Source organism: Ensifer adhaerens, assembly GCF_002007205.1.
In the GTDB taxonomy this organism is placed as follows: Bacteria; Pseudomonadota; Alphaproteobacteria; order Rhizobiales; family Rhizobiaceae; genus Ensifer; species Ensifer adhaerens_D.
The window spans coordinates 308,485-327,152 of sequence record NZ_LAZS01000010.1 but is presented as its reverse complement, the minus strand read 5'-3'; the positions used below and the strand labels follow the sequence as shown (position 1 = coordinate 327,152).

The 18,668-nt window shown below is 62.6% G+C and carries 19 protein-coding genes; 4 read left to right on the top strand and 15 right to left on the bottom strand.

All coding sequences use genetic code 11. The features are described from left to right. Window positions 1-20 precede the first annotated feature (20 nt). From XB14_RS23530 to XB14_RS23475, 14 genes are all read right to left on the bottom strand, one after another. Window positions 21-821, bottom strand: a complete 801-nt coding sequence (locus XB14_RS23530; protein WP_077964717.1) for an SDR family NAD(P)-dependent oxidoreductase — start codon at window positions 819-821, stop codon at window positions 21-23. A 356-nt stretch (window positions 822-1,177) separates the two neighbouring features. Continuing rightward, the gene (locus XB14_RS32780) at window positions 1,178-2,047 is read right to left on the bottom strand and encodes a DUF6625 family protein (RefSeq protein ID WP_143348506.1); all 870 of its coding nucleotides are present in this window, start codon (window positions 2,045-2,047) and stop codon (window positions 1,178-1,180) included. A 97-nt stretch (window positions 2,048-2,144) separates the two neighbouring features. Beyond that, a complete protein-coding gene (locus XB14_RS33335; protein ID WP_179119644.1) occupies window positions 2,145-2,300 on the bottom strand; it encodes a hypothetical protein in 156 nt (51 codons plus the stop codon). After that, entirely contained in the window at window positions 2,297-2,527 is a 231-nt protein-coding gene (locus XB14_RS23525; RefSeq protein WP_077964716.1) for a hypothetical protein, read from the bottom strand. The genes XB14_RS33335 and XB14_RS23525 overlap by 4 nt, the downstream gene beginning before the upstream one ends. Window positions 2,528-2,729: 202 nt before the next feature. Further along, a complete protein-coding gene (msrA, locus tag XB14_RS23520) occupies window positions 2,730-3,464 on the bottom strand; it encodes a peptide-methionine (S)-S-oxide reductase MsrA (protein WP_077964715.1) in 735 nt (244 codons plus the stop codon). A gap of 10 nt (window positions 3,465-3,474) precedes the next feature. Then, entirely contained in the window at window positions 3,475-5,244 is a 1,770-nt protein-coding gene (locus XB14_RS23515; RefSeq protein WP_077964713.1) for a cytochrome c biogenesis protein DipZ, read from the bottom strand. A 226-nt stretch (window positions 5,245-5,470) separates the two neighbouring features. After that, the gene (locus XB14_RS23510) at window positions 5,471-7,057 is read right to left on the bottom strand and encodes a dipeptide ABC transporter ATP-binding protein (RefSeq protein ID WP_077964710.1); all 1,587 of its coding nucleotides are present in this window, start codon (window positions 7,055-7,057) and stop codon (window positions 5,471-5,473) included. Then, on the bottom strand, window positions 7,054-7,899 hold the full coding sequence (locus XB14_RS23505; protein WP_077964708.1) for an ABC transporter permease: 846 nt from the start codon (window positions 7,897-7,899) through the stop codon (window positions 7,054-7,056). The genes XB14_RS23510 and XB14_RS23505 overlap by 4 nt, the downstream gene beginning before the upstream one ends. A gap of 9 nt (window positions 7,900-7,908) precedes the next feature. After that, on the bottom strand, window positions 7,909-8,868 hold the full coding sequence (locus XB14_RS23500) for an ABC transporter permease (RefSeq protein ID WP_210190041.1): 960 nt from the start codon (window positions 8,866-8,868) through the stop codon (window positions 7,909-7,911). 160 nt (window positions 8,869-9,028) lie between these two features. Next, window positions 9,029-10,657, bottom strand: a complete 1,629-nt coding sequence (locus tag XB14_RS23495; protein WP_077964706.1) for an ABC transporter substrate-binding protein — start codon at window positions 10,655-10,657, stop codon at window positions 9,029-9,031. A 24-nt stretch (window positions 10,658-10,681) separates the two neighbouring features. Next, window positions 10,682-11,632: a LysR family transcriptional regulator gene (locus XB14_RS23490; RefSeq protein ID WP_077964704.1), complete on the bottom strand. Its 951-nt coding sequence runs from the start codon at window positions 11,630-11,632 to the stop codon at window positions 10,682-10,684. Window positions 11,633-11,668: 36 nt separating this feature from the next. Next, complete coding sequence (locus tag XB14_RS23485) at window positions 11,669-13,117, bottom strand: NAD-dependent succinate-semialdehyde dehydrogenase (RefSeq protein WP_077964702.1); 1,449 nt, start codon at window positions 13,115-13,117, stop codon at window positions 11,669-11,671. A 3-nt stretch (window positions 13,118-13,120) separates the two neighbouring features. Then, on the bottom strand, window positions 13,121-13,627 hold the full coding sequence (gene fae / locus XB14_RS23480) for a formaldehyde-activating enzyme (RefSeq protein WP_077964700.1): 507 nt from the start codon (window positions 13,625-13,627) through the stop codon (window positions 13,121-13,123). A gap of 27 nt (window positions 13,628-13,654) precedes the next feature. Continuing rightward, entirely contained in the window at window positions 13,655-14,674 is a 1,020-nt protein-coding gene (locus tag XB14_RS23475) for an aldo/keto reductase (RefSeq protein ID WP_077964698.1), read from the bottom strand. A gap of 264 nt (window positions 14,675-14,938) precedes the next feature. On the opposite strand from XB14_RS23475, the gene XB14_RS23470 reads away from it, so the two are divergent. The 4 genes from XB14_RS23470 to tsaA are packed head-to-tail and all read left to right on the top strand — an operon-like array spanning window position 14,939 to window position 18,324. Then, entirely contained in the window at window positions 14,939-15,976 is a 1,038-nt protein-coding gene (locus XB14_RS23470; RefSeq protein WP_077964696.1) for an iron ABC transporter substrate-binding protein, read from the top strand. A gap of 26 nt (window positions 15,977-16,002) precedes the next feature. Next, entirely contained in the window at window positions 16,003-17,007 is a 1,005-nt protein-coding gene (locus tag XB14_RS23465; protein WP_077964813.1) for a FecCD family ABC transporter permease, read from the top strand. Then, window positions 17,004-17,828 (top strand): ABC transporter ATP-binding protein, encoded by an 825-nt coding sequence (locus XB14_RS23460; RefSeq protein ID WP_077964690.1) that lies wholly within the window; start codon window positions 17,004-17,006, stop codon window positions 17,826-17,828. Before XB14_RS23465 ends, XB14_RS23460 begins: the two co-directional genes overlap by 4 nt. After that, on the top strand, window positions 17,803-18,324 hold the full coding sequence (gene tsaA, locus XB14_RS23455) for a tRNA (N6-threonylcarbamoyladenosine(37)-N6)-methyltransferase TrmO (protein ID WP_077964687.1): 522 nt from the start codon (window positions 17,803-17,805) through the stop codon (window positions 18,322-18,324). Before XB14_RS23460 ends, tsaA begins: the two co-directional genes overlap by 26 nt. A 54-nt stretch (window positions 18,325-18,378) precedes the next feature. Here the strand turns inward: tsaA and XB14_RS23450 are convergent, their stop codons facing one another. Continuing rightward, window positions 18,379-18,585, bottom strand: coding sequence for a TOBE domain-containing protein (locus XB14_RS23450; RefSeq protein ID WP_034799649.1), 207 nt, complete (start codon window positions 18,583-18,585; stop codon window positions 18,379-18,381). Window positions 18,586-18,668: the final 83 nt, after the last annotated feature.

Below are 18,668 nucleotides of genomic sequence, written 5' to 3'. Positions count from 1 at the left end.
AACCGGAAGCAGATCGGGAGCTATCTCCCGATGTTGTAGCGAGCGGCGGGTGCGCTCCTGGAAAGGTTCGGCATGAGCTTCTGGCGGGCGGCCTCATAGCCTGCCCAGTCAGCGGCATCCGGCAGCGCCGGGATCGTGATCACTTCGCCCTGGTCGAGACCGGCAAGTGCCGCGTCCACCATGTCGTCGGCCCGCATGACGATCTCGCTTGGGACATGCTCGATCGGCGTGCCCGCGGTTTCCCAGAAATCGGTTGCGGTCGCACCCGGCAGCACGGCCTGGATGCGGATGTTCTTGTCAGCAAACTCCTTCTGCAGCGACAAAGTGAAGGCCAGGACGAAAGCCTTGGTCCCGCCGTAGACGCCGTTCAGAAGTTCGGGTGCAAGGCCGACGATGGAGGCGATGTTGATGATCGTACCGGCGCCGCGCGCGGCAAATCCCGGTGCTGCCGCATAGGTCAGACGCGTCAGGGCGCTGACGTTCAGCGTGATCATCTCTTCCATCTTGTCGACGTCGGAGGCGAGTAGCGGCGCGGTGGCACCAACACCCGCATTGTTGATCAGCACCGTGATGCTCGCATCAGCCTGCAGGATCTTTTCGACCCGCCTGACATCGTCCTTGTCGCCGAGGTCCGCTGCGACCACTTCGACGGCGCGCCCCGTCTCGTCCGCCAGGCGGCTTGCAAGACCATTCAATCGCTCGCGGTTGCGGGCAACGAGGATCAGATCGTAACCGCGGCGCGCCAGGCGGTCGGCATAGATCGCACCGATACCGGAGGACGCGCCGGTGATGAGTGCCGTACCTTTGGAATTCCTGCTCATTTCAAGCTCCTTTGCCTTGGGTTTGGAGCCCAGATGGTAAGGCGGAAAGGCAATGGCTCAAATGTCATAATTCCGTCCTTTTGAGACATACGACCGTGATCTGGCATTGGTAGATCGCCGCGATGCAATCCAAACTTCGCCGTGACGATGCGTGCGCGGTGTATCCGCCATGTGTTCGACGGCCGCCGGTTTGTATCTGAATGTTCGGATGGACGAGCCCGACTGCGGGCCGATACGAAATCTCTCCCGCGGTTCTGCTGCTGCTCAGCAAAAGAAAAGGGGCCGAAACATCGGCCCCGCCTTCATGTCTTGCACGGTGTTCTATTGGTTCATTGAAAATTCAGGCTTTGCAACACTTAGGGCAACGAACGAATGCCGGCCGGAGAAATTGAAAAACCATTCTGCGCAGCTTCCCGCCAATCGCATTGAACAATACTATCCAACCTTGGCCACGGAGCTTCCCCTGTGTGTGGCCGCCGCCAGCGGTTTGAATGCCAAAACATAAAATGAAGATATAGTATCCCAGACGAGTAGCGCTCATTTGTTAGCTGCCCATTTTTCCAGATCCATTCATCAGGACTAAATGAGCCATCTGGCCAAAGACGTTCACTACCGCCTGGCGTTGTGTAACGCTCGACCATCAGTGATTTGGGCGCTATCAGCCTTTTGATAAAATGCTTGCATTTTGGCCTCATAATATTAGTCAGGGCGCGTTCATCCAAAGAAAAATGCTCATCCGAAGCTATGTGTGAGCGCCATTCCGGAATGCGCCTACCCAATGTTCGCATTTTCGTAGTATTTTTAAAGATCGATAGATGACCGGCCATTCGGTCCGAATGTGATGAAACTGCATCATAATTGTCGAGAATTTCATCAGTGTAGATCGATCTGATATCCCCCCAAATCACATCCAGGTCGCAGTATCCAAAAGATTTGTAACTCTCCAAATCTTCATCAAAGCTCATTCCCAGAAACGGCCTTAAATCGCACAACTTATATGCGGGAATATGATGAAGATCGACGCCTATATCGCTTGAGATTTTCTCCTTATAAGCATCGAATGTATAATATACGAACCTGACATTTGGAGCCGTATTTTCAGGTTCCGGCTGATCCGTAGGTATCATCCAGTCAATTTCGATATTGTGCTTGCATGATTCAATAAAGAAATTAATCCATACGGGCCAACTCCCAAACCAAGGCGATATAAGTAATAGTCTTTTCATGAAAAGTGCCCTGCCTAAAAGATACCCTGTTACGTATTACAACGTTGGCTATGAACCAAGATAATCTCCGGCATGATCAACATTAAATAGGCACTGGTTAAATCACCCAATCCTCATCAATCTCGCTTGCCGACAGACCTGCCATTGCCCCGAGGACATCAACCCACGGATTAGAATGCACGGAATATTCGCCGTGACTGAAATAACCCCGCGCCTCTTTCCGTAGGTTGATATCCGCGATCTGATCAATCATGGCATTGATATCGTCGGCATGAAGGGGTTGGCCGGTTTTTCATGCGGTACCTCCTGCGGCAATCCTCCGCCCTGGTTGGCGGCCACCTGCGGCTGGGCGGCGAACGTTGTCGCCGCCGAACCGGCGACGAGCGCGGCAAGAAGCGACGGCTCGCCCGGGCTGCTGTCCCAGGCGCATGGCGCCGCTGCAAGGACGGCTATGGCGAAAACTGTTGCGAAGATACGCATGATAACTCCTTCCGTTGATCATGACGGCAGCGGCCCGCCCGTCTCTCCGGCACGGGTCTTACGCATTGCCAGAGTGTCCTTCGGGCGTATCGTGGATATGTGCAGCCGGCCGCGATACTGTATCCTGATGTAATTGGCCGAACCGGCACGGCCTGTTGCAAAGTATGCCCGGCCCTCCTGTCGTTCACGTACATCCGGGCAGCTACGACGCGCTGTCCGCCGCAAGCACCGGCTTCCCGCGATAGAGACTCGGGAACAGGTGACGCAGCGCACCGATCTTCGGTTGCTCGTAAAGGACAACATAGGGCTGGCCCGGATTGTTGTAGACGTAGTCCTGGTGATAGGCCTCTGCCTGATAGAATGCCTTTGCCTCTTCGATCGTCGTCGCAATCGGCCGGGAAAAGACGCCTGCCGCATTCAGCTGTGCGATGTAGCCGGAGGCGACTTTCGCCTGTTCTTCATTGCGCGGGAAGATTGCCGATCGGTATTGCGGCCCGCTGTCCGGCCCTTGCCCACCGATCTGCGTCGGATCATGCGCGACCGAAAAATAGATCTCGAGCAGCTTGCCATAGCTGATCTGCCGGGGATCGTAGGTAATCTCGACCGCTTCGGCGTGCCCGGTGGTGCCCGTTTCCGTCTGTTCGTAGGTCGCCGTCGCTGCGCTGCCGCCGGCATAGCCGGCCCTGACGCCCGTGACGCCGGCGACATGCTGAAACACCGCCTGCACGCCCCAGAAGCAACCGCCCGCCAGCACTGCCGTCTGGCTTGTTTCCGTTGAAGCGATGTCGTGAAGCGCGCTGGGAACGGGCTTGGCCTCCTGTGCCGCCGGCTGGTCAAGGGCGAGCGTCAGCCCACCACCAACCAATGCCAGCGCGACCAGCACACCTCGGGTAAGAACAGGCAAGCGGCGCCCACGTTGCTGTTGTTTGTCGACCATCTCTGAGCTCTCATCCAAAGGTGAAAACGAAGGCTTCCGCGCCGGGTTCGAGAAAGCGGATCTCGAAGGTCCGTTCCCGCGCAGCGCCCGACTGGCGTACGAGTTGATAAAGGCGGGTGTCCGTGACCGTGCCTTTGCCCGTGACGTCGATATCTGCGCCGTGGTCCGCTCCAGGGGCTGCACCGTCCACCGTCACCTGAAACGGGATCGGCTTGCCGCCGGCGCCCGGCCCGAGCACCAGGTGCAGGTCGCGGGCACGGAACCGGTAGGTGATGCCGCCGCCGGCCTCGTTGACACGCGCCTGCTCGGCCCCAATGGTCCAGTTGCCCTTGAGGCCCCATTCGTTGAGACCCGGTTCGTCGACCGTGTACCGCGCGGCCGTATCGGCCGAAACGCCCTCCGGCGACACGAAGTTCGCCGCCCGCTCGTAGCCGACATAGGTCTCTCCGGAGCCAAGACGCGCCAGATCCGGCGAGGCCTCGGCGCCCCTCGCATTCGGCTTGACCAAGTCGCCCTCGGCCTTCTTCTTGCCGGCGGCTTCCGCCAGCAGATCCTGGATCACCCGCTCGGAACCTTCATAGTCGCCTTCGCCGAAGTGGGTGTAGCGGATCTGCCCTTCGGCATCGATGAAGTAGTGGGCCGGCCAGTAACTGTTGGAGAAGGCGCGCCAGATGGCGAAGTTGTTGTCGATCGCTACCGGATAGGTGATCTTGAAATCGCGCACCGCCTTTTCGACATTGCCGATCTGCTTTTCGAAGGCAAATTCCGGCGCATGCACGCCGATGACGACCAGACCCTGGTCCCGGTACTTCTCCGCCCAGGCCCGGACATAGGGAACAGTGCGAATGCAGTTGATGCAGGAATAGGTCCAGAAATCGACGAGAACGACCTTGCCGCGAAGCTCGGCCGGCGTCAGCGGCTTCGAATTCAACCACTGCACGGCACCATCAAGCGACGGAAACTGTCCTTCGACCAGAAGGTCGCTGCGATAGCCCGCCTGTCGCGTATCCTTTGCTGCCAGCGTCATGCGGGTGCTCGCGACATCCACGGGCGAGGCATCGCTGCGCAGGCGATTGAGGATCGACTGTTCGAAGCCCGACGTGCTCGCATAGGAAAGCTGCGCCAGCAGACCGGTGTCGAGGCCGAGCGCGATGGCTCCCACCCCTGCGAGCACCGCAACGCCGAGACCTTGGCGAATGCGGTCGCCAATGCCGAGGGAGCGCTTCATCGCCGCAAATACACGGGCGCCGGCAAGCACGGCGACCGCCAGCGAGGTTGCGGCACCCGCGGCATAGGCGGCAAGCAAAAGCGTCGTCTGCACATTCGCGCCGTTCAGCGCCGCGCCCGTCAAGACGAGGCCGAGCACCGGTCCGGCGCAAGGCGCCCAGAGCAGTCCGGTCGCAACGCCAAGAAGGATGGCGCCGCCGACGCTGCCCTTCTCCCCGGTCGCGGCCTTCCGCGACAATCGGTTGCCGAGTTCCACGAGCGGCCCGGTCAGGAAGGCGGCCGCCCGTGTCGACAGCAGCGTCATGCCGAAGACTGCGAGCAGCGCGATCGCTGCGTAGCGGCCGTATTCGTTTGCCTGCACCGCCCAGTTGCCGCCGAGTGCGGCAAGCGAGGCGATGCCCGCGAAGGTCACGATCTTGGCGAGCAGCATCGGGAGAATGCTGGTGGAAAAGGGCTGGCCGGCGCGGGCAAACACGAATGGCAGGACCGGCAGGATACAGGGGCTGACGATCGTCAGCACGCCCGCAAGATAGGCTACAACAAAGAGGATCATCAACGTCTCTCCGCACTGGATCAAAGCCGAAGGCAGCGATCGCTTGATACGTGCGGCAGAGGACCATCGCGACGTATCGCGGATGTTTCCGATCGGTGGAGATTTGTATCTTAGTGCAACAGCCGCAACGTTTGCGGCGCGGCAGCACGTCGGCCATGTAACGGACCGCGAACGGCAGAAAGCCGGGATCGGGTCCCGGCCTTCATTCCTGACCCGCATTCGCCGCTCAGAACGTGCTTCGCCCCGGAGCGGCCTCAAGCAAGGTTTTCGTATAGGGATGGCTCGGTGCCTGCAGCACCATGGCCGCCGTGCCGCGCTCGACGATTTCGCCCTTCTGCATCACCACGATCTCGTCGCTGATCTGGGCGGCGACACGCAGATCGTGGGTGATGAAGACGATGGCGAGTTGCAGCCGCTCCTGCAGGTCGCGGAGGAGCGCCAGAACCTGCGCCTGGACCGAGACGTCAAGCGCCGAGACGCTTTCGTCGGCGATCAGCACATCCGGCTGCATGGCGAGCGCGCGCGCGATACCGATGCGCTGGCGCTGGCCGCCGGAAAACGCACCGGGCTTGCGCCAATAGGCGCTCTTGTGCAGTCCGACGAGATCGAGAAGCTCTTCCGTGCGCCGCCGCGCCTCTGTGGAACTTGCGCCGGCAAGGCGCGCGGCGCGCGCGATCATCGGGCCGACCCGCCGGCGCGGATTGAGCGAGCCGAAGGGGTCCTGGAAGATCATCTGGATCGTGCGCCGGTATTTTTCGAGCTTCTTGCTGGGTAGAGCCAGAATATCCGTGCCCGCCACCTCCACCCGTCCGCCCTTTGCCTCGATCAGCCGGATCATCGCCTTGGCGAGCGTCGACTTTCCGCAACCGGATTCCCCGACGATCGAGACGACCCGTCCGGGTGCCAGGCTGAGATCTATATCCTTCAAGACGGCAAGCGCGCCATAGGAGTGCTGCAGGCCGCGCACGGCGAGCACCGGATCGGCTTCTGCCGCTGCCGGGCGATCATGCGGATCGAGGCTCGGGACGGCGGCGATCAGCGCCTGGGTATAGGGGTGCTGCGGCGCTGTGAGCACCTGCTTTGCCTCGCCGATCTCGACGATCTCGCCGTGTTTCATCACCGCGACCCGGTCGGCGATATCGGCCACCACGCCGAAGTCGTGGGTGATGAAGACGATGCCGTGGCCATGGACGTCGCGCAGTTCGCCGATCAGCTTCAGGACCTGGGCCTGGGTGGTCACGTCGAGCGCGGTCGTCGGCTCGTCCGCGATCAGGATGCGCGGGCTCATGGCAAGCGCCATGGCGATGACCACCCGCTGGCACTGGCCGCCCGAGAGCTGATGCGGATAGGCCTTGAGGATGCGGTCCGGATTGGGCAGCCGCATTGCCTCGACGAGCGCCCGCGCCCGTTTCGCCCTTTCGGCCGCATCGAACTCCGAATGCAGCAGGAAGACTTCCTCGATCTGATCGGCGACCGTCATCGCCGGATTGAGCGAGGCCATCGGCTCCTGGAAGATCATCGCAATGTCGCGCCCGCGGATGGCACGAAACGCCCTTTCCGACAGGCGCGTCAGGTCCTTGTCCTCAAGCAGCACCTGCCCGCCGGCAACCTTCAGCCCCTCCGGAACCGCGCCCATCAGCGCGCTCGACAACACCGATTTGCCGGAACCGGATTCGCCGACGATGCAGAGGATTTCGCCCGGCTTCAGATCGAAGCTGACGTCGTTGACGGCATAGGGGCGATCCGAGCCTTTCGGCAGGGTGACGCTCAGGTTCTTGACCTTGAGGATCGGTTGTCTCTCATCCGTTCTCATGCGCGCCGTCCTTGTGCGTCGGAGACTTCCCGCAATCCATCCGCCAGCAGGCTGAGCCCGAGCATCAGCGAGGAGATTGCGAGACAGGGGAAGATCACGAGATGCGGAAACGCGATCGCCATGCCGCGGCCTTCGTTGACCATGGTGCCCCAATCCGGCGTCGGCGGCGGCAGGCCGAGGCCGAGGAAGCCGAGCGTGCCGATGGTAATCGCCGTGTAGCCGAGCCGAAGGCAGAAATCGACCGCCAGGGGCCCGCTGGCAGTGGGCAGGATGTCGAAGAGCATGATGCGCCAGGCACTCTCCCCTTGCGTAATCGCAGCAGAAACGTAGTCGCGGCTCGCAACGTCGATGGTTATGCCCCGCACGATGCGGAAGATCGCCGGCGCACTGCCGAAAGTCACCGCCAGGATGATGTTGAAAGGCGAGGAGCCGATCACCACGATGATGACGATGTAGAGCACCAGTACCGGGAAGGAGAGCACCACATTGGCGAAGTAGGAGAGCACCGCGTCCAGGCGGCCGCGCCAGTAGCCGGCTGCAAGCCCGAGCGTCACGCCGACGAAGTAAGCCGTCAGCGTCGCAAGCGTCGCGAACACCACGACCGTGCGGGCGCCATAGATCAATCGCGAGAGAATATCGCGACCGAGCATGTCGGTGCCGAGCCAGAAGGTGCCTCCAGCTGGGTTGAGTGCGCCGGGTTTGGCGAGCGGCATCAGCGTCTTGATCGGGTCATAGGGGGCAAGTACCGGAGCGAGCAGCGCCACAAGCAGCCAGCCGAGGCTCAACAGGCCACCGATGACGGTGATCGGGCTCGATAGATAGGGAGACAAGAATTTGCGCATGTCGGTGACCTATTTGTTGCCCATCGTCGCTTCGAGCAGCGAGACGCGAGGATTGAGCCAGCCATATGCGATGTCGGAGAGGATCTGGGTGGCAACGACGACCAGAACGCTGACCATGGCGCAGGCCTCGACGAGGCGGATATCGCTGTTGAGCGCGGCGTCGTAAAGCAGCGTGCCGAAACCCTTGTAGGCGTAGAAGACCTCGACGACGATGACGCCGGACAGCAGCCACGGCAATTGCAGCATGATGACGGTGACTGGCGTGATCAGCGCGTTGCGCAGCGCATGGCGCCAGACGATCCGCGCCGGGCTCGCGCCCTTCAGGCGCGCTGTGCGGATGTAATGCGTGCCCATGACCTCGACCATCGAGGCGCGCGTGACGCGCGCCAGATAGCCGGTCGAATAGAAGGCGAGCACCAGGACGGGCAGAACCATTTCGCTCAGCGAAAAGCCCGAGAGCATCGTGCTTGCGCCCGGAAGCCAGTTGAGCCAGAAGACGAAGACCGCGGAGAGAAACACCGCCGAGGCAAAATCCGGGATCGAGGTGGTGACGATCGACAGCAGCGACACCGCCCGGTCGATGAGCGAGCCCGGCCGCATGCCGGCCAGGATGCCGGCAAGCAATCCGACCGGAACCATGACCAGCAGCGCTCCGCCCGCCAGGATACCGGAAGCGGCGAGTCGATCAGGCACGAGGTCGATCACCGGCGCACGGTAATAGGTGGAATCGCCCCAATTGCCAGTGACGAAGGACCACAGCCAGCGACCGTAGCGGATGAAGAACGGATCGTCGTAGCCGTTGGCCGTCAGCCAGGCGGCGCGCTGCGCATCCGTCGAGAATTGGCCGAGCACCTTGACGGCAACGTCCTCGACGTTGACCTCAAGCGCCAGGTACACAAGGAAGGACACGGTCAGCATGGCCGCCGCCGCGCCGCCGAGCTTGCGGACGATAAACAGGATCAGGGTCAAAGGGGCACTCCTCGCCGGATGGGTTCAGGGCCGCGCTAGAGCGCCGCGTTCATACGAACGCACAAGGGACGCTCTAGCATTTTGATTCTAGAGCATCTTTCCGCCCGTAAGTGATTCCACTTGAAGGCAGGATGCTCTAGAGACGCGGCCCTTCCGAAAGTTACGCCTGGGCGAGCCAGATGCCGTCCATGCGGAAATAATCCGCCGGGTGCAGCTTGTAGTTTCTGACCTTCATCGACGTCGCGCAGAAGCGGCTCGGCCAATAGGCCTGCACGATCACGGCGTTGTCCTGGAGGATCTGTTCGACCTCTTTCATCGCCTCGCTGCGCTTGGCCGGATCGACCACCGCCATCGCCTTGTCGAGGGCCGCGTCGAACTCCTTGCTGGCAAAGTGGCTCTCGTTCCAGGCACCACCGGAACGATAGGCAAGGTCCAGCGTCATCGAGCCGAGCGGGCGATGCGCCCAATAGGTCAGACCGAAAGGAACCTTGTCCCAGACCGGCCAGTATTGCGAGGCCGGAAGCACATTGAGCTTCAGCCGGATGCCGGCTTCCGCAAGGTTCTGCTGCAGCACCTGGGCGGTGTCCTGCTCCCATTTGCCCTGCGTGTTGCCGAGCGTCAGTTCGATGTCGAGCCCGTCCTTGTAGCCGGCCTCGGCAAGCAGCGCCTTCGCCTTATCGACGTCGCGGGCGACCGGTTCCAGCGGGAAATAGTCCGGCTGCGTCGGCGAAACGTGCACGTTCGCACCGATGACGCCCTCGCCGCGGTAGGCGACGTCGAGCATCTGCTTGTTGTCGGCTGCAAGCTGGATCGCCTTGCGGACGCGGATGTCGTCAAACGGTTTTGCATCCACCTGCATGCGCATAACCAGCGTATGCGCCGGGTTGGCCTTCAGCACCTGAATGTTCGGCAGCGATTTCATCAGGTCGTATTCGGCGATGCTGGCGCGATAGATCACGTCGATCTGTCCGCTCGCAAGCGCCGCCAGATGCGTGGTCACGTCGGTACCCATGTCGATATAGTGGATCTCGTCGAGATGTGCCGGCGTTCCCCAGTAATCCGCGCGCTTGTTGAATACGGCCTGGCGACCGACCTCGAAGCTTGCGAGCGCGAACGGACCGGTTCCGATCGGGTTCGCCGGCCAGTTGCCGCCGTCCTTGACGAAATTGCGATGCACCATCGGGCAGGTATAGGAATAGAGTTGCTCGGGCAACGAGGAGACGCCGCGCGACAGGGTAATGCGCACGCTGTGATCGCCCGTCTTCTCGACCTTCTCGACGGCGGAAAAAGCGGTCTTGTTCGACGATTGCGAATCCGGCGCGATCCAGCGTTCGATGTTGAAGATCACGTCCTCGGGCGTGAAGGCATCGCCATTCGACCACTTGGCGCGCTCATCCAGCTCAAAGTCCCAGACCTTCAGGTCTTCGGACGGCGTCCAGCTCTTGGCGAGATAGGGATGGGTGATGTTGTCGGCGTCGACATAGGTGAGGAATTCGAGGCAGTTGCGATAAAGATTGGAAGCCTCGATCCAGCTCGAAAGCATCGGATCCGTCAGCTCCTGGATCTGGCACGCAAAACGCAGCTTGCCACCGTCAGCGGGGGTTTCCGTTTGGGCAAATGCCTCACCCTTCATGCCGGCAAAGGCGCTGGCCGACGCGACGGAAACGCCGAGCCAGGCACTGGCGCGCAGGAACGAGCGGCGGTCGATCGCGCCGGAGCGGACCTGCTCGACCAGGTCCTTGACGGACGAATGAAGCGGCTTGCCGCTGTTTGTCTTCAGATCTTTCATGTTTCCTCCTCCATGATTTGTTTCTTAGGCGGTGTCGGTGCCACCGATCACGCGTAAACCCCTTCGATGGCCATCCGGCCGGCCGTTGTTCCTGAACCGGCTGATGAGCCAGGAGCGGAAGCCGGCAATCAGCGGATCCGCCAGTCCGTCGGCATCGATTTTCAGGTAGTAGCCGAAGCCCTCGTAGTAATCGGCCTCGAAGGGCGCCACGAGCCGCCCGCTCTCGATCTCGTCGCGGAACAGCACCGGATCGACGAGCACCAGTCCGTGTCCCGAAAGCACGTACTGGACGGCAAGGCTCGCGCTGTCGAAGGTCACGCCGCGGGCGGTCGCAACGTCCGTAATACCGTTCTGCAGAACGAAGCGCTGCCACATGTGGTGCGGATCGAGATCGACGATCTTGATATGGACGATCTCGTTTTCCGTGATGAAGGCGCCGATATCGGGCGAGCCGTTGCGCATCAGATCCGGATGGCAAAGGATCGTCGGACGCTCCTCCCAGAGCAGGTCGGTGATCCACTCGTCGACCGTCGGGCGGCTGTAGACAACGGCAAGGTCGAATTCGCTGTTCGGGCCGCCATAGGGCGTCGACACTTCAAAAAGCACTTCCGGGAAGCTGCGCCGAAAATCGGTCAAGAGCGGCACGGTGAGCTTCATCGCAAAGCTCGGCGGCAGGTTGATGCGCAGCTTGCGCTTCTGGCCCTCGGCCTGGCCGACCTCCCTCAGCGCCTGGGCGATGCGATCTAAGCCCTTCACGACGCCTGCAAGCAGCGCTCTTCCCTCGACCGTCAACGTGATCGACTTGTGCCCCCGCTCGAACAGCTTGTGTCCGATCGTTTCCTCGAGCCCGATGACGTGGCGCGAAAGCGCGCTCTGCGAAATGTTGAGCGCATTCGCAGCATCGGTGAAGCTGTTGTAGTGCGCCACGGCCTCGAAGGCGCGCAGGGCATTGAGAGGAAGGCGACGGCGATCCATGGTCGGATCCTTTCTGTTCGGGCGGGGAGCGATCTCTTACTGTACCGAGAGCCCTCCGAAGAGCACGTATTTGCTTTCCAAATACTCATCGAGGCCTTCGCTCGCGCCTTCACGACCGAGACCCGATTGCTTGATTCCGCCAAAGGGCGCGACTTCGGTCGAAATCACCCCTTCATTGATGCCGACCATGCCCGCTTCGAGCGCTGCGGCAACACGCCAGGCGCGGCCGATGTCACGGGTGAAGAAATAGGCGGAAAGCCCTGTTTCCGTTGCGTTGGCGAGCGCGATTGCCTCTTGTTCTCCGCGGAAGCGGAAGAGACCGGCCACAGGCCCGAATGTCTCTTCCTGCGCCAGCGCCATGTCAGGCGTCACGTCCCTGAGGACCGTCGGCGCATAGAAGAGCCCGCCGCGGTCGTGGCGCACGCCACCGGTCAGCACGCTTGCACCCTTTGCGATCGCATCGGCGACGTGCCGCTCGACCTTCGTGAGCGCGGCCGCATTGATGAGCGGCCCCTGGGCTGTACCCTCCTCGACGCCGGGCGCCACCTTGAGCGCTGCGACGGCCTTGCTAAGGGCAGCCGCATAGCGGTCGTAAATCCCGTCTTCGACGAGGATGCGGTTGGCGCAGACGCAGGTCTGTCCCGTGTTGCGAAACTTCGAGGCAATCGTGCCGCGGACCGCAAGTTCGATATCGGCATCGTCGAAGACGATCAGCGGCGCGTTGCCGCCGAGTTCGAGGCTGACGCGTTTCACCGTATCGGCGCATTGGCGCATCAGCAGCTTTCCTGTCGCCGTCGAACCGGTGAAGGAGAACTTGCGCACGGCGGGGCTCGCCATCCAGACGCCGACGACATCGGCGGGTGACGTCGTCGTCACGATGCTGACGACGCCGGCCGGAACGCCGGCCTCCTCGCCGAGACGGGCGAGCGCCAGCGCCGACAGCGGCGTATCCTCGGCGGGCTTGATGACGATGGTGCAGCCGGCCGCAAGCGCCGGACCGATCTTGCGGGTAATCATTGCCAGCGGGAAATTCCAGGGCGTGACCGCGGCGACGACACCGACCGGCTCCTTCATCACGACGATGCGGGCGTCGTTCCGATGCGGCGGCACGACGCCGCCGTGGGAGCGACGGCCCTCCTCCGCAAACCAGGTCAGGAACCCGGCAGCATAGGCGACCTCACCGCGGGCTTCCGCGAGCGGCTTGCCCTGTTCGGCGGTGAGGAGCCGCGCAAGCTCCTCCTGTCGGTCGAGCATCAAGCCGGCCCAGCGCCGCAGCACCTCGGAGCGCTGGGCGGCCGTGGTCTGCCGCCAGCTTCGAAATGCTATCTCAGCGGCATCGAGGGCCTGCTGGGCTTCCGTCGTCCCGCAATCGGCAACGCGGGCGATCTCGCTCCCATCGGCGGGATTGAGGACCGAAAACCGCTTCTCATAGGTCGCGTCTTTCCACTCTCCGCCCACCAGGGCCTGGCGTTCTACAAGCTGCATGGATCAGGCAGCCTTTGGCGTGAAGAACGGATTGCCGACGGTGAGCAGGCCCTGCTTCAGTTCGTCGCGCGACGGCCAGTTGCGGGTCAGCGCGCGTTTCGCCGCCATATGTGTCGCCGTCCTGTTGTGAGCGTAAACGGCCTCGGCGTCGTCGGCCGTCGGGTTCACCCAGACGGCGGCGATCGCCAGCCAGCCATCCTCGGCCTCAGTCGGGAGCGTGCCATCGAGCAGCGCTTCGGTGATGCCGGCGGCAACGCCCGCCTGGGCGGGTCCCCAGGTCATGGTCTCATGGGTACCCGGCTGCAGCACCGCCTTGGCAATGAACAGCGTCACCGGCTTTGCCGGCAGGTTCGGCTTCAGGATCGCCTGGAAAGGCAGGTGGCCGGGCCCAGGGCTTGCGGCCGCCGTCGCCAGCGCGCCGGCGATCGGGCCATCCTTCGGTCCGAGATAGAGATTGATGTGCGCGGCATTCGGGCCGGAACCCTCGAAACCTTCACCGATGAAAAGCATGGGTGTTCTCCAGACTGAGGATGTAGATCAGGACGCCACGGCGAGCGTGGCGGCCGGCGCGGACAGAGCGCGCGGGCGACGGACCGGGTTGTAGTCGTTGATCATGTCGCGCGGCCGGTAGGGCTCTTCGAGATAGGCGCGATCGACGGCATCAAGCTCGATCTTCGCCGCCTCGAGGGCGGCTTCGACCTGCTCGGGGCTTTCGGCGCCGAAAATCGGCACGGTGCTGTTGCCGGAGCCGATCACCCAGGCCTGGGCGATCTGGCTTGCGGTCTTGCCGTATTTGCGCGCCAACTCGTTGACCCTGTTGGCGATTTCCCGATCGATCTCATCGCCGAACCAGTCGAGATAGAGATCATGGGCGATGCGCGGAGCCGAGCCGCCCCCGGCGAGATAGCCACGCGCCAGTGGCGAGAAGGTCGTGACCGCAATGCCCTCGTCCTTGCAGTAGGGCATCATCTCGCGCTCTTCCTCGCGGTAGAGCAGCGAATACTGGCACTGCATGTTGATGAAGGGCGTCCAGCCGTTCTTCTCGGCGACATGGTTCATCTTGGCGAACTGCCAGGCATACATGGTCGAGGCGCCGAGATAGCGGGCCTTGCCGGATTTGACGATGTCGTGCAGCGCCGACATGGTCTCCTCGATCGGCGTATCCGGATCGAAGGCGTGGACCATGTAGATATCGACATAGTCGGTGCCCATCTGCTCGAGCGAACGGTCGATCGACTTCATCAGATGCTTGCGCGAAAGGCCCTGGTCGTTCGGGCTGTCGCTCATGGCGTAAAACGCCTTGGTGGTCAGCACCAGGTTTTCGCGGCTGGTCATCGACAGAAGCGTGCGGCCGACGACGCGCTCGTTGAGCCCGGTCGAGTACCAGTCGGCCATGTCGAAGAAGTTGATGCCGGCGTCCAGCGCGGCCTTCAGGACCGGAACGGACCGGCCCTCGTCGAGAACCCAGCCCTTCCACTTGGAAGAACCGAGACCCATGGTGCCAAGGCAAAGGGATGACGTCTTCAGGCCGGTCTGGCCAAAGCGATTGTATTCCACGGCAATGTCCTAAAAGAGTTTCTCCTCGACCGGGACAATGTCGATGGCCCGCCGATTTGGCAAATAGACTTATTCGATCGCGCCATCTCAAAAAGAGATGGGAAAAGAATGAGATGGCAGAGAGCCGCCTCCGCCGGCAAGGAGGACATCGCTTGCACCGTATGGCACCGTTCATTCAGTGCGATTTTTCAGGCAATATATTCCAAGAGATATAACGCCGTGCCATAGTGCGCCCGACCGATCCCTCTCGCTATCGTGGCCTCCATGTTGAAATCTCTTGCGATAATCCTCTCCGCCATGCTCGGCCTTGCCTCAGGCGCAGCCGAGGCGCGTACGATCACCGACGCCGCAGGGCGAACAGTCGAGGTTCCCGATACCATCACCCGCGTGCTTGCCGCCGGCCCTCCCGCCTCGGTGCTGACCTATGTCCTGGCGCCGGACAAGCTCGCCGGCTGGGTGCGCGAGCCGACGGATGAGCAAAAGGCATATCTGATGCCGTCGGTCCGCGATCTGCCGACCTACGGCCAACTTACCGGCAAGGGCGGCAGCGCCAATGTCGAGGCGGTGCTCGCCGCCAAGCCGGACATCATTCTCGACGTCGGCACCATCAACGACACCTACCGCTCGCTTGCCGACAAGGTGCAGGCGCAGACCGGCATTCCTTACGTGCTGATCGACGGCCGTTTCGCCGACAGCGGCAAGACGCTGCGCGACGTCGGCGCGCTGCTTGGCGTGACTGAGCGCGCTGAGACACTCGCGGCCTACGCCGATCGGCAGATCAAGGATCTGAACGACAGGCTCGCCAAGATCCCCGCTGATCAGCGGCCGCGCGTCTATTACGGCCGCGGCCCAGAAGGGCTGGAAACGGGGCTTTCCGGCTCCATCAATGTCGAGATCCTCGAAGCCGTCGGCGCCGAGAATGTCGCGGCGGCCGCCGGCAAGGGCAGCCTGACGCAGGTCTCGCACGAACAGATCTTCTCCTGGAACCCGGACTCCATCATCGCGGCAAGCGGCAAGTTTGCAGCCTCGGCGAAGAAGGACCCGCTCTGGGCTGACATGAGGGCCGTCACGGACGGCCGGGTATTCACCGCGCCGTCGCTTCCCTACGGCTGGTTCGATTCACCGCCCGCCATCAACCGCCTGATCGGCGTCGTCTGGCTGCAGAAGCTGTTCTATCCCGACCGCTTCAAGGGTGACCTGAAGGCTGAGACCCGCGATTTCTACAAGCTGTTCTACCAGGTCGACCTGACGGACGAACAAGTGGCGACGCTCCTGAAGGGGGCGGTGCCGGCTTCGAAATGAACCGGAGACAGGAAACGCAGGACATGATGGCCGCCGAGCGCAAGGGCGGCCTCTGGCTGCTCGTCGGCGCGCTCTTTCTGCTGGCGCTGGCGTCGATGTCGGTCGGCAAATATGCCGGCCCATCGGAGATTGTCGCAGCGCTGCGCGCGGCTTCTTCCGGGCAGGCAACTGATCCGGTGCTGTCGACCGTGCTCTGGAACGTGCGGCTGCCGCGCGTGGTAGGCGCGATCCTGATCGGCGCGGCACTTGCCGCAGCCGGCGCCACCTATCAGGGGCTCTTCCGCAATCCTCTCGTTTCGCCCGATATTCTCGGCGTTTCCGGAGGCGCCAGTCTCGGCGCCGTCATCGGCATCTTTCTGTCGCTTCCGGTCCTTGCAATCCAGGCGATCAGCTTTGCCGGTGGACTGCTGGCGGTCGGGGCGGTCTATGCCGTGGGCTTGGCAATCCGTGGACGCGATCCGGCGCTGACGCTGGTTCTGGCGGGGATCGCCATCGGGGCGCTCGTCGGCGCCGGCATATCGCTGATCAAGATCCTCGCCGATCCCTACGACCAGCTGCCGGCAATCACCTACTGGCTGCTCGGCAGCCTGACGGCGATCACCCGTCTCGACGTCGTCTCGATCCTGCCGGCGCTTTTGGTCGGGCTGGTGCCGCTGGTGCTCTTTTGCTGGCGCATGAACCTGATGACACTCGGCGACGAGGAAGCCCAGACCTTGGGCGTCGACACGCGTCTTACGCGCTCCGTGCTGATCGCCGCGGCAACGCTGATCACCGCGGCTGCTGTCTCCGTCTGCGGCGTCATCGGCTGGATCGGCCTCGTCATCCCGCATATCGCCCGCATGCTGGTCGGCCCGGACTTCCGCCGCCTGCTGCCGGCCTCGATGATATCAGGTGCTGCCTATCTGCTCGTCGTCGACATGCTGGCGCGCAGCATCGCGCTCACCGAAGTGCCGCTCGGCATCCTGACGGCCGCGGTTGGCGCGCCGTTCTTCCTGTGGCTTCTCGCCTCCGGCCGGAGAGCCTGGCAATGACGCTGGAAATCAGGGATCTCGCCTTTGGCTATGGCGGACGCACGGTGGGTGAGAATGTCTCCCTGTCGCTTGCGTCCGGCGAGGTCCTGGCCCTGCTCGGCCCCAACGGCGCCGGCAAGACGACGCTTTTCAAGACCGTTCTCGGTCTCCTGCCGGTCAAGGCCGGCGATATTCTCCTCAACGGACAACCGCTTTCCGCCTGGCCGCGGCGTGAGCGCGCCAAACGGATCGCCTATGTTCCGCAGGCGCATGCAGCACTTTTCCCGTTCACGGTGCTGGAGGTGGTCTTGATGGGACGAGCCCCTCACCTCGCACCATTCGCATCGCCTGGCTCCCGCGATCGTCGGATCGCCATGGAGGCGCTTGCCGGACTTGGCATGACCCATCTCGCCATGCGGCCCTATACCGAGATCAGTGGCGGCGAGCGCCAGATGGCGCTGATCGCCCGTGCAGTCACGCAGGAGCCGTCCATCCTCGTCATGGACGAGCCGACCGCCAATCTCGACTACGGCAACCAGATGCGGGTGCTCTCGCACATCCGGGCGCTGGCCACGCGCGGGCTTTCGGTCGTGCTCTCGACGCACAATCCGGATCACGCCTTCCTCGTGGCAGACCGCGTCGCGCTGCTCCACGCCTCGAAACTCAACGCGCTTGGCTCTCCGAGCCACGTGTTGACGCCCGCTGCCCTGAAGCAACTCTATGACATCGATGTGGTGATCGGCTCGATCGACGGCAGCGAGGCCCGCCTCTGTGCGCCGCGCTTCGCCACCCCCTCTGACATGAAAGGAACAAACCATGGTTCGCCAGAACGAAATCCGTGAGAACGAGGTGGTCGTGGATCCGCCAGCGCCAACCGACGCCGGCCTCGTCTTCATCGGCCGCATCGCAACGCCCTGGACCTCGCGCATGGAAACCCCACGCCAGGGCCGGCACGATGGTCCGCTCTGCCGCATCGAGATGTTCGAACCCTGGGTTCAGGCGCTGAAAGGCGTGGACGCTTTCGAACGGCTGGAAATCCTCTACTGGCTCGACCGATCGCGGCGCGACCTGGTCCTGCAAAGCCCGGCCAGCAACGGCGAGGTGCATGGGACATTTTCGCTGCGCTCGCCGGTCCGCCCCAATCCGATCGGCACCTCGATCGTCAAGCTCGAAGCTGTGGAAGGCTCTGTCCTACTCGTGCGCGGTCTCGATTGCCTCGACGGCACGCCGCTCCTCGATCTCAAGCCCGACCGGACCCTGTTCAAGCCGATCGCGCCGCCGCAGCGCGGCGATTTCGAGACCGGTGGCACTGGTGCGCCTCATTGCCAGAAGGCGTGATCGGGCAACGGATAAACTGGGCGCGACGGAAGCTCCAACGCGCCCTTGGGCGTTTCAGTCGATCCCGACCATGACGTCCGAGGCCTTTATGACCGCGTAGGCCTCGCCGCCGACCTTCAGACCCAATTCGTCAACCGACTCGTTGGTGATGGCTGCGGTCACGATCGAGCCGCCGACGTCGATACGGACATGAGCGGTGGTCGCGCCCTTGATCACTTCGACGATCTTGCCCTTGAGGCGATTGCGCGCGCTGATTTTCATGCGGTTCTCCTTGGTGTTCAGTGGCTTGGACGTCGCGGTTGGCCGCCGGTCCACAGCCGGACCGGTTTAAGCCGGATGAGAGC

Bases quoted from the DNA above. Each gene is read 5' to 3' on its own strand.
- XB14_RS23530 (WP_077964717.1), bottom strand. From the start codon at position 821: ATGAGCAGGAATTCCAAAGGTACGGCACTCATCACCGGCGCGTCCTCC.
- XB14_RS32780 (WP_143348506.1), bottom strand. From the start codon at position 2,047: ATGAAAAGACTATTACTTATATCGCCTTGGTTTGGGAGTTGGCCCGTA.
- XB14_RS33335 (WP_179119644.1), bottom strand. From the start codon at position 2,300: ATGATTGATCAGATCGCGGATATCAACCTACGGAAAGAGGCGCGGGGT.
- XB14_RS23525 (WP_077964716.1), bottom strand. From the start codon at position 2,527: ATGCGTATCTTCGCAACAGTTTTCGCCATAGCCGTCCTTGCAGCGGCG.
- msrA (WP_077964715.1), bottom strand. From the start codon at position 3,464: ATGGTCGACAAACAACAGCAACGTGGGCGCCGCTTGCCTGTTCTTACC.
- XB14_RS23515 (WP_077964713.1), bottom strand. From the start codon at position 5,244: ATGATCCTCTTTGTTGTAGCCTATCTTGCGGGCGTGCTGACGATCGTC.
- XB14_RS23510 (WP_077964710.1), bottom strand. From the start codon at position 7,057: ATGAGAACGGATGAGAGACAACCGATCCTCAAGGTCAAGAACCTGAGC.
- XB14_RS23505 (WP_077964708.1), bottom strand. From the start codon at position 7,899: ATGCGCAAATTCTTGTCTCCCTATCTATCGAGCCCGATCACCGTCATC.
- XB14_RS23495 (WP_077964706.1), bottom strand. From the start codon at position 10,657: ATGAAAGATCTGAAGACAAACAGCGGCAAGCCGCTTCATTCGTCCGTC.
- XB14_RS23490 (WP_077964704.1), bottom strand. From the start codon at position 11,632: ATGGATCGCCGTCGCCTTCCTCTCAATGCCCTGCGCGCCTTCGAGGCC.
- XB14_RS23485 (WP_077964702.1), bottom strand. From the start codon at position 13,117: ATGCAGCTTGTAGAACGCCAGGCCCTGGTGGGCGGAGAGTGGAAAGAC.
- fae (WP_077964700.1), bottom strand. From the start codon at position 13,627: ATGCTTTTCATCGGTGAAGGTTTCGAGGGTTCCGGCCCGAATGCCGCG.
- XB14_RS23470 (WP_077964696.1), top strand. From the start codon at position 14,939: ATGTTGAAATCTCTTGCGATAATCCTCTCCGCCATGCTCGGCCTTGCC.
- XB14_RS23465 (WP_077964813.1), top strand. From the start codon at position 16,003: ATGGCCGCCGAGCGCAAGGGCGGCCTCTGGCTGCTCGTCGGCGCGCTC.
- XB14_RS23460 (WP_077964690.1), top strand. From the start codon at position 17,004: ATGACGCTGGAAATCAGGGATCTCGCCTTTGGCTATGGCGGACGCACG.
- tsaA (WP_077964687.1), top strand. From the start codon at position 17,803: ATGGTTCGCCAGAACGAAATCCGTGAGAACGAGGTGGTCGTGGATCCG.
- XB14_RS23450 (WP_034799649.1), bottom strand. From the start codon at position 18,585: ATGAAAATCAGCGCGCGCAATCGCCTCAAGGGCAAGATCGTCGAAGTG.